This window comes from Fibrobacter sp. UWCM, assembly GCF_900129735.1.
Classification (GTDB): Bacteria; Fibrobacterota; Fibrobacteria; order Fibrobacterales; family Fibrobacteraceae; genus Fibrobacter.
In genome coordinates, this window is sequence record NZ_FQWR01000003.1 from 30733 (window position 1) to 47311 (window position 16579).

At 52.3% G+C, this 16579-nt stretch carries 17 protein-coding genes; 10 read left to right on the forward strand and 7 right to left on the reverse strand.

Translation table 11 applies throughout. The features are described from left to right. Window positions 1-25 precede the first annotated feature (25 nt). The 4 genes from BUB22_RS02740 to BUB22_RS16210 are packed head-to-tail and all read right to left on the reverse strand — an operon-like array spanning window position 26 to window position 2894. Window positions 26-505, reverse strand: coding sequence for a hypothetical protein (locus BUB22_RS02740; RefSeq protein WP_073113827.1), 480 nt, complete (start codon window positions 503-505; stop codon window positions 26-28). Window positions 506-520: 15 nt separating this feature from the next. Then, the gene (locus tag BUB22_RS02745; RefSeq protein ID WP_073113828.1) at window positions 521-892 is read right to left on the reverse strand and encodes a hypothetical protein; all 372 of its coding nucleotides are present in this window, start codon (window positions 890-892) and stop codon (window positions 521-523) included. Between the two features lie 2 nt (window positions 893-894). Beyond that, window positions 895-1941 carry a hypothetical protein gene (locus tag BUB22_RS16205; protein WP_139258678.1) on the reverse strand — a complete coding sequence of 349 codons (1047 nt, stop codon included), beginning with the start codon at window positions 1939-1941 and terminating at the stop codon, window positions 895-897. Between the two features lie 2 nt (window positions 1942-1943). Beyond that, window positions 1944-2894, reverse strand: a complete 951-nt coding sequence (locus tag BUB22_RS16210; protein WP_139258679.1) for a hypothetical protein — start codon at window positions 2892-2894, stop codon at window positions 1944-1946. Window positions 2895-3256: 362 nt separating this feature from the next. On the opposite strand from BUB22_RS16210, the gene BUB22_RS02760 reads away from it, so the two are divergent. Both BUB22_RS02760 and BUB22_RS16215 read left to right on the forward strand, forming a co-directional pair. Next, window positions 3257-4855 (forward strand): glucuronyl esterase domain-containing protein, encoded by a 1599-nt coding sequence (locus BUB22_RS02760; RefSeq protein ID WP_073113988.1) that lies wholly within the window; start codon window positions 3257-3259, stop codon window positions 4853-4855. A gap of 90 nt (window positions 4856-4945) precedes the next feature. Next, window positions 4946-5170 (forward strand): hypothetical protein, encoded by a 225-nt coding sequence (locus BUB22_RS16215; protein ID WP_139258680.1) that lies wholly within the window; start codon window positions 4946-4948, stop codon window positions 5168-5170. A gap of 374 nt (window positions 5171-5544) precedes the next feature. Here the strand turns inward: BUB22_RS16215 and thrH are convergent, their stop codons facing one another. Further along, entirely contained in the window at window positions 5545-6162 is a 618-nt protein-coding gene (gene thrH, locus BUB22_RS02765; protein ID WP_073113831.1) for a bifunctional phosphoserine phosphatase/homoserine phosphotransferase ThrH, read from the reverse strand. Between the two features lie 68 nt (window positions 6163-6230). Continuing rightward, entirely contained in the window at window positions 6231-7109 is an 879-nt protein-coding gene (locus BUB22_RS02770) for an Hsp33 family molecular chaperone HslO (protein ID WP_073113832.1), read from the reverse strand. Window positions 7110-7216: 107 nt separating this feature from the next. Here BUB22_RS02770 and BUB22_RS02775 point away from each other — a divergent pair, with 107 nt between their 5' ends. From BUB22_RS02775 to BUB22_RS02805, 7 genes are all read left to right on the forward strand, one after another. After that, on the forward strand, window positions 7217-8530 hold the full coding sequence (locus BUB22_RS02775; protein WP_073113989.1) for a B12-binding domain-containing radical SAM protein: 1314 nt from the start codon (window positions 7217-7219) through the stop codon (window positions 8528-8530). A gap of 47 nt (window positions 8531-8577) precedes the next feature. Then, a complete protein-coding gene (locus BUB22_RS02780) occupies window positions 8578-9123 on the forward strand; it encodes a DJ-1 family glyoxalase III (RefSeq protein ID WP_073113833.1) in 546 nt (181 codons plus the stop codon). 44 nt (window positions 9124-9167) lie between these two features. Next, the gene (locus BUB22_RS02785; RefSeq protein WP_073113834.1) at window positions 9168-9599 is read left to right on the forward strand and encodes a hypothetical protein; all 432 of its coding nucleotides are present in this window, start codon (window positions 9168-9170) and stop codon (window positions 9597-9599) included. Next, on the forward strand, window positions 9599-10786 hold the full coding sequence (locus BUB22_RS16985; protein WP_254794607.1) for an NAD-dependent epimerase/dehydratase family protein: 1188 nt from the start codon (window positions 9599-9601) through the stop codon (window positions 10784-10786). The genes BUB22_RS02785 and BUB22_RS16985 overlap by 1 nt, the downstream gene beginning before the upstream one ends. 13 nt (window positions 10787-10799) lie before the next feature. Then, window positions 10800-11828 (forward strand): glycosyltransferase family 2 protein, encoded by a 1029-nt coding sequence (locus BUB22_RS16990; RefSeq protein ID WP_073113835.1) that lies wholly within the window; start codon window positions 10800-10802, stop codon window positions 11826-11828. A 575-nt stretch (window positions 11829-12403) separates the two neighbouring features. After that, entirely contained in the window at window positions 12404-13585 is a 1182-nt protein-coding gene (locus BUB22_RS02800) for a TonB family protein (RefSeq protein WP_073113836.1), read from the forward strand. Window positions 13586-13620: 35 nt separating this feature from the next. Next, window positions 13621-14556 carry a hypothetical protein gene (locus BUB22_RS02805; RefSeq protein ID WP_073113837.1) on the forward strand — a complete coding sequence of 312 codons (936 nt, stop codon included), beginning with the start codon at window positions 13621-13623 and terminating at the stop codon, window positions 14554-14556. 399 nt (window positions 14557-14955) lie between these two features. Here BUB22_RS02805 and BUB22_RS02810 read toward each other — a convergent pair whose 3' ends face one another. Beyond that, on the reverse strand, window positions 14956-15594 hold the full coding sequence (locus BUB22_RS02810) for an FKBP-type peptidyl-prolyl cis-trans isomerase (RefSeq protein WP_073113838.1): 639 nt from the start codon (window positions 15592-15594) through the stop codon (window positions 14956-14958). 171 nt (window positions 15595-15765) lie between these two features. Here BUB22_RS02810 and BUB22_RS02815 point away from each other — a divergent pair, with 171 nt between their 5' ends. After that, window positions 15766-16557, forward strand: a complete 792-nt coding sequence (locus tag BUB22_RS02815; protein WP_073113839.1) for a hypothetical protein — start codon at window positions 15766-15768, stop codon at window positions 16555-16557. The last annotated feature ends 22 nt before the right edge of the window (window positions 16558-16579 follow it).

Below are 16579 nucleotides of genomic sequence, written 5' to 3' on the forward strand. Positions count from 1 at the left end.
GAAATGTGAGGCGTGAAGTGTGAGGTTAGGGTTTCTCGGGGCAGTCGATGATGGGGTGGCAACCGGCCAGTGAATCCAGTTCTTCGGAAATATACGGGTTCCGTTCGATGCAGACGTCACCATTTTCTGTGCAGTTCGGGGCTTTATCGCTACCCGCCTTCGGGGCGAACACCTGGACTCCTTCGGGGAGTTCGACGCCTTCCGCACCCGCAGCAGAGGGATCCCTCAGGTACTTGTTGCCGTCGGTGCAGTCGATAATCTTGAATACCTTGCCCGACTCGTTCACGGCAGTATCGTTGTAGCAAAGATTGTTCACTTCAACATAGACTGGGGCCTCTACGCCATAAAGGCAAACTGCACCCCCTATAGAGTCGGATGGCATTACCTGAACGCCATATTCGGGAGCAAACATAGAAACTTCATCGCTGGAGCCGTCGTCTCCGCAGCTGGCCCAAAAGAGCCCGGCCAGCGCAAGTGCAATTTTTTTCCAATGCTTGTAAAACATAGGTATAATTATTGTCTAATGGACACGTTCATGTTCAACGTAGTATTTTGACTTGAATTCGTCTTCGGTGTAGATTGTCTTGTTGTCCTTTTCGTCGCGACAGTCGAAAGTTTTCGTTTCGTCGTCGGTCGATTGGAAACAGGTGACGTCGTCTTCACAATAGTACGTGTCCGTGCACGCCGGGTATGACATGGTGCAGTTTTCGAAGTTCCCGGCAATCGCATCTTCCTCGTTTTCGCAATCGTAGAAAATACCATATTCGGGGCATATCTGTTCAAGGTCGCAGGCAATCAGTTCCTTGCTGTCGCTAGAGGAATCGTCGCTGCAGCCGCTCCAGAAAAGAGCGCACAGGCTTAATAGAAATTTTTTCCAATGTTTCTTGAACATGATTATTCATCCTCTTCCTGAATTGGCGAAACCTCGGAAGAATCAGTCGGGGTAATGGATGTTGTGTCTGATTCTTGTTCTTCCTGTTTAAGGCAATCTTCGACTTGTTCCATAATGTATGCCCTATTGGAATCAAGTTTTGCCTGGTATCGTGGATTTACGGTGGTATCTCCATCACAGATTTGCATTGTTGCGATGGGACCGCTTTTTTTATTTTCTCCGAACAAGTGAATGTTTGAATCAAGACAAACTATTTGGTTATTTGTAAGAGAATCGCTAGTTTCATTTTTGACGCTGTCAATTAATATTTTTTTGCCGGCTTCATACCTGTTTTCTATTTCATCTTTGAATGGATTATCTTCATCGTATTCGTAATAACCGAAAGTGTACCATGATGAGGTTACAAAATCTGTTTTTTTGCAAAATGGTGATGGTTTCTTGGGTTCAATAGGTGGATATTTTTTGTTAAACTCTTCATCAGTATATATAAATCCTTCACGTTCTTTGTAATAAATGGAATCGTTTGAACATTTGTATCTATATGGATAACATGGACCAACCATAATACCACTCATACATCCGTATACAGCACCATAGCTAAGCGTGTTATACTCCAAGTCGTTTTCAATTTTTTCGAGTTGTTCAAGAGTTTTTGTTTCGTTATTTTCTAGTTTGTCCATTAAATCAAACGGATTATAATTTTTATCAAAGCAAGTGTAATCGCATTTTTGATCTAATACTTTACATGTTACACTAGTATCACTAGCAAGTTTATAAGGTCCCAAAGGCTCCGCGCTAGAACTTGATTCGGCATTGTTACTTGAACTAGAACTTTGGCAGTTGTCTGAACTAACAATGGATCCCGAATCAGCGTTATAGACCGGTCGGATGCCATATAGTGTATCCGTTTTCAGTCCGTCGAGATCATTGGAATTAGAATCTTGAGGAGGGATGACTATAGACGAAGAGTTTTCGCTATCACCGCCACATCCAGCCCAGAAAAGAGCCGCAGTTGACAAGAGTATCTTTTTCCAATGTTTATAGAACATGATTACTTGTCACTCTTGCTGGAAAGACACTTGTTAATCCGTTCCTGGATTTCCTTCATCTTGTCTTCGTAGACCTTCTGGAGTTCTTCGTCCAGGGCGGGCTTGTTCGCTTCCCACTCTTCCTGCATCTTGAGGAACTTGGCGTATTCTTCGCTGGGCCTGATGGTGCCGTCAATGCATTTTTCTACCGCATTTCTAATGATGGTCGGAGCGCCGTAAAGCGCCACGAATTGGTCGAGTTCCATACGCAGGTGTTCAAGACACATGGGCGTTTCGGCCAACGTCTCCTTGACGGAATCTATCTTGGCGACGGCATCGTGCTTGGCCGCTTCCTCTTTCCAGAATTTGGCATTGTCTGCACTGTAATCGTTGGGGAAATACGCAACGCTGGAATCTGTGGGTGTGCATGTGACGTTGCCGGAACTGGATGAACCTTCTTCGGGAGGGTTCACGACGGTCATCGTCTTATAGCGGGATTTAAATTCTGCCTCGTTGTACACCTTGCCGTCACACTCGTAGGTGTTTTCATGAATCTGCATAATGCCATAATCTGGGCAGATGGATATGATATCGCCTTCATACTCGGTTTCATGGCAGGAAGGTACTATTGTAGTATCCCTTGTCGATTTCGTGCAGGTGACACCGTCAACACATCTAAACGTTGAATCGTCTTTCTGGAGGCAGGTGACGAGGTCGCTGGAGACCCCGTACAGTGGCATGGGTTGGAATCCGCTGCTGCTTGAACTTTCGGGCTTGGTCGCCTCGGAACTGGAGCTCGTTTCGTTACCGGTCGCCTCGCTGGAACTTTCCGGCTGGGGTTCCTTGGGACTGCTTAATCCGTAGTATTCTGGCGGGCCATATAGGCACTCTGCCTCGGATACGGAGTCTTCACAAGCCGACCAGAAGAATGCGGTCAATGTAAGTGCAATTTTTTTCCAATGCTTGTAGAACATGTTTCCTCCTTTTATGATTGCAATATATATTTTATTTGTTTGGTCTGGCTGGCATAATTGCAAGTAATGGACGATTTTTTTTGAAAAAAAACAAAAGAGCGTTCTATATAGCACACTCAGCGTTCTATATGTTAAAAATGAACATTTTTGTTCTAATTTATTACAACGTAAAATTTTAGAGTCATGGCGCTCGGCCTTATAACGTCTTTTTTTTGCTTGTAAAGGGCATTTATTTACATTTTGGTAATGTTGTAAGTGCGAACAACGTTTTTCTACCGAAATCGGTACTTTTAGTTCCTCTTTTTTATACTTTAAAAATACCCGGAAAGGTCGAATTCCCGGCCTTGAACATGGGGTTGGTTATGAATAAAAGGAAATATATATTTCCGTTGGCAGTCGCTGCCTTCGGGTTGTGGGCTTGTGGAGAAGACAACAATTCTACCACAGCATGTGTCACCGAACAGTGCCTCATCGATCAATATGGGGAATTCAACGCGGACTCCGCAAACAAGGCCCTGGAAGATTCCATCCTTGCTGCACAGGGGGGGAGCAGTTCTTCGTCCTTGACGGTGTATTCTGCCGAACGCCCTGATCCGCTTGAAGCGGGTCACGAGATGGAACTGGGTGAATCGAGCAGCAGCGAGGCTGAGGTTGCGTGCGGCCCGCAAACGCCGTGGGCTTGCGTATCCAGCAGTAGTCTTATTTTGCCGGAACCGTCCAGCAGCTCGCATCGTCACCATCACAGTTCCAGCAGTTCCGTCGATTTGCCGCCTGTTTCCAGCTCGAGCGTTGTGGTTGTGCCGCCGACACTCGCAAACGACTTCGTGGAAGACCACCGCAGCGAATGCCAGATCGGCAATATTCCGACGAGCGTGAACAACGCGAAGCTGCCCGACCCGTTCATGGGCCTTGACGGCAAGCGCATCTCTTCGAAGGATGAATGGAAGTGCCGCCGCGAAGAAATCGGCGCGATGTACGAAAAGATTATGTTCGGCCAAAAGCCGCGTAACCCCGAAAAGGTCGAAGGCTCCTTCTCTGGTAACAAACTCAAGGTATCCGTGACCGACAAGGGCAAAACCATCTCCTTCTCTGTCAGCATTTCTGGAGGCGGAACCAAGGATAAACCGAAACCCGGCATCATCGGCTTTGCGAGCTTCGGTGGTTGCGGAAGCCTGGGTGCCTCTACGAACGGTCTTGGCGTTGCCATGATTTCGTTCAATCCGGATGACGTCGCTCCCGAAAACGGCGGTGGCTCCTTCTTCCAGCTCTATAATGGCTCCGATGCAGGTACCGCCATTGCTTGGGCATGGGGTATTAGCCGTGTAATCGACGCTCTTGAAAAGACCCCCGAGGCGGGCATTGATGTGCACCATCTGGGTGTTACCGGGTGTTCGCGTCATGGCAAGGGCTCCCTGATTGCTGGTGCGTTTGATGAACGCATTGCGCTCGTGATTCCGCAGGAATCCGGTTCCGGTGGCGCGTCTCTCTGGCGTTCTATCGCCCAGGTGAACAAGCAGAAGGGCACGCAGTTCGTGCAGGGCCTGGCCAGTGCAGGTACCGAAGGCCGTTGGCTGAAAAGCAGCTTCAAGAATTACGATGGCAAGGAAACCACCCTCCCGTTCGACCAGCACATGCTGACGGCCATGGTGGCACCGCGTGCACTCCTCCTGCTTGACAACCAGTCCTTTGACTGGCTTGGCGAGGTCCCGTCGAACTACTGCGGCAATGCTTCACTTGAAGTGTTCAAGGCCCTCGGCATCGAAGACAATTACACCTATGCCCAGAAGGGTGGTCATAACCACTGCGACCTGCCGCAAGACCATTACGATGAGGTAAAGGCCTATGTCAACGCCTTCTTGAACGAGAGCGGAACGACAAAGGGCAAGGTAGAATCCTTCAGCAGTATCGCTAAGTGGAACAAGTCCGAGTGGATTGACTGGGATACGCCGACCCTCAAGTAATTTCCTAACTCCTGGTTAACTCCAGAGCGGGACCCGTGAACGCGGGCCCCGCATTTTTTTGATCGCTCGTGCTACGTTTGGTGTATTAAATTGCGCCGGCCTGCGGTTGCTCCCGCGGGGAGGAATGCGGCAAGAAGGCTGAAAAGCGGCAAAACGATCGCCCAAATAGTAAAAATGCTTGAAATGGCAGACCAAACGCATTGTTTTGTTGGATTTAGTCTGCTGAAAATTACTTTGTTTGTAGTTGATGTGGGTGATCTCGATGTTTTCTTCGCAAAATTTGCGTCGAATGCACCGGATTTCACCGATTTTTAAGAAAAAAAGGCTTCTTTTAGTTACTTTGTGCGTAAAGTAGCAGACTAAATGAGTGTTTTGCTGCCATTTGGTCTGCCCAAACGCAAAAATGCGACCCGAAAGCACTTTGACCACTTAGCGCTTTTATACGATACTTGGTGCTTTAGCACCTTAGTAGAGTTATCCTCTTTGGGGAAGCGCTTCCGTGAGCAACAAAGCCCCTGTTCTTAAACAGGGGCGGTTGCGAAAGTGAGTGAGGAGCCGGAGGTCTCGACTCCCGAAACGTCGAACGAGCGGTCTTTCTGTGAACGGAAAAGGCCCGTATTAACGGGCCTTTGCAGTGAGAGCGAGTGAGAAACCGGAGGTTCCGCCCCCGAAACGCCGAACGAGCGGTCTTATAACATTTCTTGGAACTGGTGGAACTTCTCCAGCAACTCGGCGTAAGTCTTTGTGGCCTCGAGCTGCGGGAACTGCGCCACGATGGAGTCCGGCGCGCAGAAGAAGCACCCCTTGTCCGCCTGCTTGAGCATGCCCGTGTCGTTGAAGGCGTCACCCGAAGCGAACACCTTGAAGTTCAGCTCCTGCAGGTGCTTTACGACCTTCGTCTTCTGGTCGCTCATGCGCAGGTGGTAGCCCCTGATGCGGTCGTTTTCCACCACGAGATTGTGGCAGAAGATGGTCGGGAACCCGAGGTTCTTCATGATGGGGTAGGCGAATTCCTGGAACGTGTCCGAAAGGATAATCACCTGGGTCTCGTCGCGGAGCTTGTCCATGAAGTCGCGCGCGCCGTCGAGCAGGCCCAAGTTCGCGATGACGTTCTGGATGTCCGAAAGCTTGATGTTCTCGCGGTCGAGAATCGCGATGCGGCCCTTCATGAGCACGTCGTAGTCGGGGATGTCGCGCGTGGTGAGGCGCAGGTCCTTGATGCCCGTCTTTTCGGCGACGGCAATCCAGATTTCGGGGGCGAGGACACCTTCAAGGTCCAGGGTAACGACACATTGCTTCGTAAACATACTGATTGTCATCCCCGCCCGTTCGGCTTGCTCAGGGCAGGCTCCGGCGGGAACATCTCCTTTAACGTTTAGTTCTTCCGTTCCTTAATAATTGCGCGCAGATCCTCTACCGTAATCTGGTACGGCGTGCGGCAGAAGTCGCAGATGACTTCGAGGTTCTTGCCTTCGGCTTCGAGTTCCTGCAGGTCCTTGAGCGGGAGCGTTGCAAGCGTCGCCACCGTGCGTTCGCGGCTGCAGGGGCAGTAGGCCTTCGGGTCGATTTCTTTGACGATGTCGATTTCGTACGGCCCGCGCAGCTGGTCCAGCAACTCGTCCAGGTCAAAACCCTCGGGCGTGTTCATGTCCTTGAACTTCGGCAGGTTCTGCACGATGACTTCGATCAGGTTGATGTCCTTGTCCTCGAGGTCGGGGAACGCCTCGATGTAGAAGCCGGCGGCGTAGTCGAGCTTGCTCGGGTCTTCGCGGTTGAATGCGGCCTCGATGCCCACGGCGGAGCGGATCTGCTCGGACTGCAGCAGGTAGGTGGCGAGGTTCTGGCCCATCGAAATCGACGGAGCCTCGATAATGCTCTCGTGGACGCGCTTGCCCTGCTCGTTCAGTTTCACGACCTGCACGCTCTGCGGGATGAGCGCGGGCTCGTTACCGCCAACGGCCTGGAGTTCGGCCTGCGGGATCATCGCGCGCACAAGCCCCATCGGCGTCGTGTCGGAGGAAACCTTCGTGATTTCGCCACCGAAGCGCGTGGTCAGCGAGACGGTGCCCGCGTACTTGAGGCTTGCGCTCAGGAAGATGCTTGCGATGGAGTTCTCGGCCAAAAGCTTGAGGGCGAACCCCTGTGCGTTGTGCTGCTTGCCGATTTCGTTCATCGTCGCGGTCAAGTCGACGACAATCAGGCGGAAGGGCGTCTTCTGGCCCGTGGCGCGGATAATGCGGTCCTTGAAATTCATGGGCACAAATGTAGTAAAAAATATAGCCCGAGGGAAGTAGAGTGGTATGTGTTGTTATAATTGTACCAGTGGAAAAACAGCTATTTATCAAATTGATTCAACCCAAGATGCATCGTCGTCCAATGGATACGGACATAAAGTTGCACATGGCACCTCCTTTGGGCCTGCTCACGATTGTGAATCTGGTCAGGAAAGAGCACAGGGTGCAACTGGAAAATGAAAATATTCAGCAAATTCATTATGATGATGCGCCTGACATTGTTGGAATATCGGTTACGGTTGACACCTTGCCGAGGGCCATCGAGATAGCGCGACGTTTTCGTGAAAAAGGCTCCATTGTTGTTGCTGGGGGAATTCATGTGACGACCGCCTTTGATACGATTCCGACGGATGCTTTTGATGTGCTTTGCATTGGCGCTGCAGAAGGCACTTGGCCGGAGATTATAAAGGATTTTCTGGACAACAATCTGAAGCCTGTCTATCGCTGTCCAAAACTGCAAGAGGGGAACCTCATAGTTTCTCCTGCATACGATTTCCTCAAGAAAGGCGAATACTTATACTGTCATGTCGTTCACACAAGCAGGGGTTGTCCTTTTAGGTGTGATTTTTGCTATAACAGCGCTAAAGCGCATCAATACCTAAATCGCAATATTCAGGATGTCTTGGCGGATATTAGGGCGGTTCATTCGAGACACATCATGTTTATCGATGATAATTTTGCGGGGAACCCAATATGGATAAAACAGTTCCTGAAAGAAATTATGCCGATGCGGTTAAAGTGGAGAGCGGCCGTGTCCATCAATGCGGCATTCGATGATGAATTGCTTGACTTGATGAAAAAATCAGGATGCCAAAGTCTGTTTATCGGTTTTGAAAGTATCAATCCGGATTCTGTAAGCGGGGTTCACAAAGTTCAGAACCACACGCAGGAATATGAGAAAGCGATAAGGGCTATTCATGAAAGGGGTATCATGATTAACGCTAGTTTCGTGTTCGGGCTGGATGGCGATACGCCTGAAGTCTTTAAGTCGACTCTAGATTGGATTGTGAAAAATAAGATTGAAACGGTCACATCCCATATTCTGACGCCTTATCCGGGAACGGCTCTCTATGACAGGATGAAATCGGAAGGAAGAATCCTTACCGATGACTTGACCCTTTACAATACGGCTCATGTGGTTTATCAACCAAGAGGAATGACTAGGCAGGAACTGTATCAAGGGTATCATTGGATTTATAAAGAAATATATAGCTTGAAAAATATATGGAGACGTCGTCCGGAGTCTAAGGGCATAAGAGCAGCCTACTTTACATTTAATCTTTTATACCGGAAGTATGGAAAGTTTACCGATATGCTCTGCCATTTGATATCGTATGAAAAAATAGGGGCGATTGCGGAACGAATAGCGAAGTCGGTCTAAGATGAATAGTCTTTGAATTTATTATTTTCCTCAAAAAGAGGTTCAATATGCAGATACTTTTCCTTATGGCCGATGGCTTTGAAGAAACCGAGTTCGTCACACCGTTCGATTACTTCCAGAGGGCGGGCTTCGAGGTGGCGCTCGCGAGCGTTTCGGGAGATTCGTTCGTGACGGGTGCCCACGGGCTCAAGATTGCGGCCGATTTTGCGCTTTCGGGTGCCGATACCGCCAAGTTCGATGCCGTTCTCCTGCCGGGTGGCGGCCCCGGCGTGCAGCGCCTCAAGGCGTCTGCCGACGTGGAGCGCGTCGTGTGCGACTTCAACGACAAGAACAAGTGGATTTTCGCTATCTGCGCGGCCCCGCTCGTGTTGAGCAAGGCCGGGCTTCTTGTGGATAGGACGGCGACATGCTTCCCGGGCTGCGTGGAGGAACTTGTCTGCAACAAGTTTGTGGAAGACCGCGTGGTGGTGGACGGCAATATCGTCACGAGCCGCGGGGCCGGAACCGCCGAGGAATTCGCGTTCGAGTGCATCGCGCAGCTGGGCGGTCGCGAATTGTCCGAGAAAATCCGCAAGCAAGTCGTGGCGCGCTAGCCGATTTTGTATATTGTTTGCATAAAACAAAAAGTGAGGCTTTTATGAAGTTTTCCCATGCTTTGATTCTTGCAAGTTCGCTCGCGTTTTTCGCCTGCGGTGACGATGACGAGTCTTCTACCGGTCCGAGCAATTCAGATACCGCGGATTGCTCCGTTACCGATGGCGTGAAGGTTGTTACCCCCAAGGGTGGCGAAGAGTTCAAAGTGGGCGAGACCATCAAGGTCGTGTTCGGTTCCGACATGGATTTCGGCGGCTTCGGTGTGGAACTCCGCTTTGACGATGGCGCACAGAAGGTGAACCTGCTCGAAGAAAGCATCGACGACGCTGTAATCGATGGCAAGACCTGCAACGAGTACAGCATCAAGCTGGATGCCGAGGGCATTGTTGCGGCAGACGACGCCTACATCTACGTCTACCCGTATTCCAAGCAGTCCAAGGCGGGCAAGTCCGGGACCTTCAAGGTCAAGGAGTAATGAACCTCCGTTTCGACGACAGTAGCATCACCGTAGCCATCGTGGGCTGCGGTGGTTTTATCGGTAGCCATCTGCTCGACGCCGTGCTGGAACGTACCCGCTGGCGCGTTTTTGGCGTGGATCTCGATTTCTACAGGCTGCAGCACCGCCTGAACCATGAGCGGTGCGAGTTCCTGTGTGCGGATTTGGCCGACCCTGCCGTCGTGGAGCGCATTGCACAGTTCCCGCTGGTGGTGAACTTGGCAGCGATTTGTACGCCGAGCCGCTACATGGGGGAGGCGTGCGAGGTCATCCGGAGCAATTACGACCATCCGGCGGCTTTGGCCGAGGCGTGCGCGAAGAGCGGGGCCTGGCTTGTGCATTTCTCGACTTCCGAGATTTACGGACGTACGTTGCCGGATTCTGGTGAACTGATTGAAGACGAAACCTCTGCCGTGTTCGGGCCGGTTGCCGCGAGTCGCTGGAGTTATGCGACGGCGAAACTCCTGGCGGAACGGTTTATTGCGGGGCTCCCTGGACTCAAGTGGACGGTTGTCCGCCCGTTCAATTTTGTCGGGCCGTACATGGACTTTATGCCGGGAGTGGACGGTGAGGGAATTCCGCGGGTGCTCGCGAACTTTTCGACGTCGCTTTTGCGGGGCGAACCCCTGAAGCTTGTGAACGGCGGGAAGGCGAAGCGCTGCTTTACGAGCGTGCACGATGCAGTAGACTTCTTGTTCGCGCTATTTGATGCGGGACTTGGATGCACTTTGGGTTCTGGCAACGAGACTGTGTCGGGGGCTGGTTGTAAAACCGCGGCGGGCGCAGGTCACTCGGGTCGAGATGCCGCGGGTGTATCGAAGGTAGGTGCCGCGCCGAATGCTGGTGTATTCTCGCAGGCGTTCAATGTGGGGAATGCGGAGAACGAGGTTTCGATTGCGGAACTGGCGCAGAAAATGCGCACGATTTTCGCGAAGGTGCGCGGGGTGGACGTTTCTTCGTTGCCGGAACCGCAAAGCGTTTCGGGCGAGGAATACTACGGCGCGGGTTATGACGATTCGATGCGTCGCATGCCCTCGGTTGCGAAGGCCGAGCGCCTGCTCGGGTTCAGGGCGCGCATCCCGCTCGACACGGCTCTGGAAGAATCGCTCTCCTGGTTCGTGAAGCACTACGATGTGGCTGAAACGTGTCATTGCGAGGAGCCGTAGGCGATAGAATCCAATGATTCCCGACTACTTCATCTTTGTCCCTGCATACAATGTCGCCGCGACTCTCGCCGGCGTGCTGGGGCGCATTCCTCCCGCGGTCATGGAACGCGCGACGGTGCTCGTGATTGACGACGGCTCGAAGGACGATACGCGCGGGGCTTACGAAACGTTTGTCGCTAAATCGGCGGGTGTCGCGGGGGAGGCAAGTGCCGCGGACAGTGAAGTCGCGGGTAATGCAATCGCGGGTACCAACTGTGTTGGCAATGGAGTTGCTGGTAATAGCCGCGCCGCTCCAAGTTTGGCATGCACGGACAGTGACTGCACGGGAGATAACCGCGCCGCTCCAGGTTTGGCATGCGCGGACCACCTGCAGTACATGCGTTTCGAGAGGAACTTGGGTTACGGAGCCGTGGTGAAGCGCGGAATATCCGAAGGGCTGCGATCCGGTGCAAAATACATCGCTTGCCTGCATGGCGACGGGCAGTACCCTGCAGAACAACTTGGCGAATTCTTCGCGCATCTCGAGGGCGCGGGCAGTTCTCCAGCGAGCAACCCGCCCGAAAATGCCGCACCCGAAAATGTCGCGCCTGAATTTGACCCGCGCGGCCAACTCGAAGATCATGCGCCAGCAGGCAACCGGCCAGCATCTGCCGCGGACAATTCGCCAGCAATCGCCTTGGTGCAAGGCTCGCGCCGCCTCGTCCCGGGGGCAGCCCGTGCCGGCAACATGCCCCTCCACAAGCGCATCGGCGGCGCGTTCCTTACGGCGCTCGAGAACATCGCCTTCCGGCAAAAACTTACAGACCGCCACAGCGGTTTCATCGTCTACAATGCGGAATTTTTGAAGACGCTTGACCTCGCGAAACTCAGCCCGAGCTTCGATATTGACCTGGAAATAATCTCCATCGCTGATGCCCGCGGGTGGCGACTGGCCGAACTCCCGATACCCACGCGCTATGCCGGCGAAAAATCCAACCTGAACGTCGTTACCTACGGCCTGCGCGTCTTGCGGCAAATTGCTCGCCGTATTTGCATGCGGTAAGGCTCATTTCGCGCGCATCTCGCAACCTTCGTTTCAACAACATTCGCATCCCGAAATCGCGAAAGTGGCGGTGAAAACCGTAAAAAATCTCTCATTTCACCGCCAAAAATTACTTTGTGTGTAGTAAAAGACGCGGAACGCTCAAAAATTCGCTCGATTTTTTGCCGGTTTCCCTCATTCCGGCGGTGAAATTGCCTGCAAATCTCCTTTTTCACCGCCACGGACCTACATTTTTCGTTACGAAACCACATACAACATAACAAAGTGGCGGTGAAAACAGCAAAAAATTCCCGATTTCACCGCCACAAATGCAATTTACACCTCTAAAAGCGCCTTTCCCGCGCTTTCTCGCGCATCCTAAGCCCCAAACCGCGCCCAAACGCTTCCAAACTGCGCTCCAGACAACCCGAGAGCCTCCAAATCGTCCTGTTTTTCAAAACTCTCAGCCGACTGTATGTGCCTTTTTTTTTATATTCTCCAGCGTGACCTGATACCAAACCCGATATCAGGCCCGCCTTATGAGACCCGCCATACGTCTTGTCTCTCACATGGCCCGACAACAAAAAGGAAAAAGTATGAAAAAGCCCCTTCTTGCATTACTCGTCGCTTCTGTCGCCCTTCTTTCGGGCTGCGCAAAGACCATGCAACTGAACGATCCTGCGCTCTATGACCAGTACCTCACCAGGACCTACAACCAGCCTCACCATGTGTGCTACAACGCGGTCATCAGGACCTTTGTGGGCAGGGGAGTCGAGCTTACCAAGGCCGACCCGATGGCGGGCCGAATCGTGACGGAAAGGCACCTCGCCATGCTCTACGCCGGGTACGGGATGGTCGGCACTGTATCGCACCGTTATTACATCGACGTGACAGGCGACAAGAAGAGGTGCACCATCAAGGTCACCAAGTATAAGGCCTGGAAGGGCGACAACGAAGTTCCCTATGTGGATGTCGACCAGATTTACAACTACTACTGGGCGCCCCTGTTCGGAGGTTTCGAGAGCAACTTCGAAGAAGACGAAGACGACGCCATCCGCTCTAGCAAGGATCTCGATGCGGTCATAAACCAGCACTACCAGGAACTCGACGACATCTACAAGCAGTACAAAAAAGACACGAAAAAGAAGTTCGAGGGCCGTGTCATGCTGAAGTTCACCATCGCGGCAAGCGGGAACATCATCGACATTTCTATCGAGGGCACGACGACAGGCGAACTTGATTTTGACCAGCAAATCAAGGAGGCCGTCAGCAAATGGGACTTTGGCGAGATTCCGGGGAGCAACAACAAGACTCTGATTGTCCCGTTCGATTTCTCGGACACTGCTGGCGATTCCGGCAAAAAAGGTGGACGTCGGGTCAAGGGCGACGGCGATAAGCTCGGCGGTTCCGCGAAAAACGGCAGCGGGGGTATCAGTGACGCGAATGTGGGCGGCCACGCGACTGCGCAGGAGAACGAAGTCAAGGCCAAGGGCCCCCGCTCGGCTGCCGACATCATGAAGGTCATGAAGAATCGCACTCCGGCGCTCAGAAGCATCTACAACAAGTACAGGGAAAACGACCCGAGTTTCGAGGGCAGAGTCGTCCTGAAGTTCACGATTGGCCCAGATGGCAAGGTCGTCTCGATGTCCATCAAGTCATCTACGACAAACAACGCCAAGTTTGACGAAGAAATCAAGAAGAAAGTCAGTGAATGGAACTTTGGCGAGGCCGGTGCCGGCAACACCACGGTGACAATCCCGTTCGTCTTCTCGGAATAAACTTCGCGTTATGCGTACAAAGTAAGGAGCCACAAATGCGACTTCTGGCAACGATCTTTCTTTTGCTCGCATGCGCTTCGGGTGCATTCGCGACGCATGTCGCCGTGCTCGAGACGGGCGTAGACCCTGCGGTAAAGAAGAAGGTGACGCTCTCCGACAGGCAGTACCTCACGAACGTATTGCGCGAGGAGGCTGTCAAGCAGCTCTCGCCAGAAGATGGCTACACCATCATGACGCGCGAGAACATCTCTGCGATGCTCCCGCCGGGGAAGGCCATCGAGGACTGCGAGGGCACTTGCCTTGCGGAAACGGGCCGGAATATTTCTGCCGATTTCGTGTGCCAGGCGCGCATGAGCAGCTTCGGCTCGAAACTTGCCCTCTCGGCAGAAATCTACGAGACTGCGGGCAACAAACTTGTGGCGAGTTTCAATGGGAACGGCAAGAACGTGGAGGCTCTCCTGAAGGTCATCAAGGAGAACGCCCCGGATTTCTTCGGCAAGGTGAAATTCAACAGGGATGCAGGTTCCGGCGGTATCGGCGAGGCTCCAAAGGGTTCTCGTAATGGCGGGCGCCGCGTGCATGGTGCCGGCGGTATAGGCGATGGTAGCCAGGGCCCTGCCGCAAATGAGGATGCGGACAAAGTAAAGGTCTCCCGCGCTAAGGATGTGGAGCTTGACGATGATGACGAAGACATGCCCAGGTCGAACAAGCCCATTAACGATGTCCCTGCGGTTAAGAACACCCAGAACAGGGTATGGATCCGTTGGGGGCTTATTGGTGGCGGAAGCGTTTTGCTCACGACGGGCCTTGTCCTTGCTGCTTTTGCGGGCGAGGAAGATGAGTACGAAACGGACTACGACACCTGGGAAATGAAAAAGAAAAAAGGGGACGACGGAACACTGCAATTCGGCATCGGGATTGCCTTGTCCATCATCGGAGCCGCCGGTATTGTCGTGGGGTTCTGCTTCTAGCCGGCGCTCATGCTGGATTTTTGCCCAAATTGGGCACCAAACAGGGTTGTTTTGCCTATTTTGGTACCCATTTTTTAGAACAAAGTAACTGAATTTCGGGCGAACAGTGTCTAATAATCGCTAAAAAATGCTTCGGCTGGGTACCAAAATACATTTTTTCTGTGGTTTGGTACCCATTGTGGCGGCAATTTTGCCAATATTATTGTGGACAAACTAAAATTTTGGGTACCAAACAGTGCAATTTAATGCAGTTTGGTACCCAATTTTGCAATTTTTTGCATTTCGGCGGCTGGCTCGCAAGCTAACTGCGGCAACATAGCGCCCGCGGTAGCATAGTGCCCACGGCAACATAGCGCCCGCGGCATTTTAATACCCGCGGCGGTTGCAGCAGCTTAACGCTTACCCGTTGCCGTGGTGCTTGTCGTGGTTGGGACAGCCGCAGCCGCCCTGGCCGTCGCAGTTTTCCTTTTTACCACCACAACATTCGGTCCCTGAGCCTGTCGAAGGGTCGCCGCCGCATTCGCATTCATGGCCTTCTTCGCCACACTTGCATTCGCCGTCACCGTGGCCGCCGCAGCAGCAGTGGCCTGGCGGGTTCAGTTCCTCTTCGGTAGCCTCGCGCACGCTCACGACCTCGATGGCGAAATTCAGGTTTTTGCCTGCGAGTTCGTGGTTCGCGTCAATCACGGCCTTGTCGCCCGCGACGGACTTGACGCGGATAGGCATCGGGCCCATGGGCGTCTGCGCGTAGAACATCATGCCGGGTTCCACCTTCTCTACACCCTGGAACACGTCGACCGGGACTTCCTGCGTCATGCGCTCGTCGTATTCGCCGTAGCCTTCGGCGGGGATGACCTTCACGTCGAACTTGTCGCCGACTTCGTGGCCGACCATCGCGTTTTCGAGCCCCACAACAATCATGTGGGCGCCCTGGATGTACTGGAGCGGTTCGCGGCCTTCGGAGGAATCGATGACGGCTCCTTCGTCGGAGGTGAGGGTGTAGTGCATCTGGACGACGGTTTTATCGACGATTTTCATGGTGTTCCTTTGTGTGAGGGGGTAAAAAAGTAGGCTAAATATAGAAAAAAGCGGTTTGCAACGTGATAAAAGACAAATTTTTGCACGAAAAGTGAAGTGTGTTGTGAAAATTTGTGCATGCTTCTTCTTTTTTGGTTATATTCTTCTTAAACATAAAACCAAGGAGTACACATGAAAAAATTGCTTTGGACCGGCGCACTCGCCTTGACCGCAATGGCCTGCCTGACCGCCTGTGGCGACGACGATAGCGGCACAAGTGCTGGAGGTGATGACGAACTCTATACCTGCGACATTACGGCTAAGAAGGTCGTTGTCAAGCAGAATGCCGGGCCCTACTCGGTTACGATGACATATACCCATAACGAGGATGGAACCATGACAACGCGTTATGAATATGGTTCTGGACACAATAATGTGTGTGATGGTCCTATGCCGACTGAGGTTGACGAGGACGATGCTGAAATGACTTGTAAAGATAACGTACTTACGGTTAAAACGAAAGAAGCCGTGACTACGGAGGAATTTCAGGAATATGCCGGAGCCGCGACGAAGGCTTGCCCAGAACCGGCATCGTGGGGCAAGGATACAAAGCCCTCGGATGATGATGACGAAGCCGGTACGGATGACGATGGTGAAGGCTCTACAGACGGCGATGGTGACGTTGGACCGGGCAATGGCGGCGATGGCGACTATACCTGCAACTTCAAGAAGTCCGACGACACCTGGGTCATTCAGAACGGTGAAGGTGGCGGCGAGATGACTTTCAAGTGGGACACCGGCAAGGCCGTTATGATAACGAAGTCGGAACAGACTGATGAAGAACTCTGTCAAAAGACGCTGGAATTTCTTGCCACGGATCCGACTGCAGAATACTCATGCGACGGTAAATTCCTGCTTATTGAGGATCATTCGTTTGAGGATTACTCTAAGGACGAAATCTATAGGAATTATTGCGGCTCGTAATTATAGAGCTTTTATGGCGCTG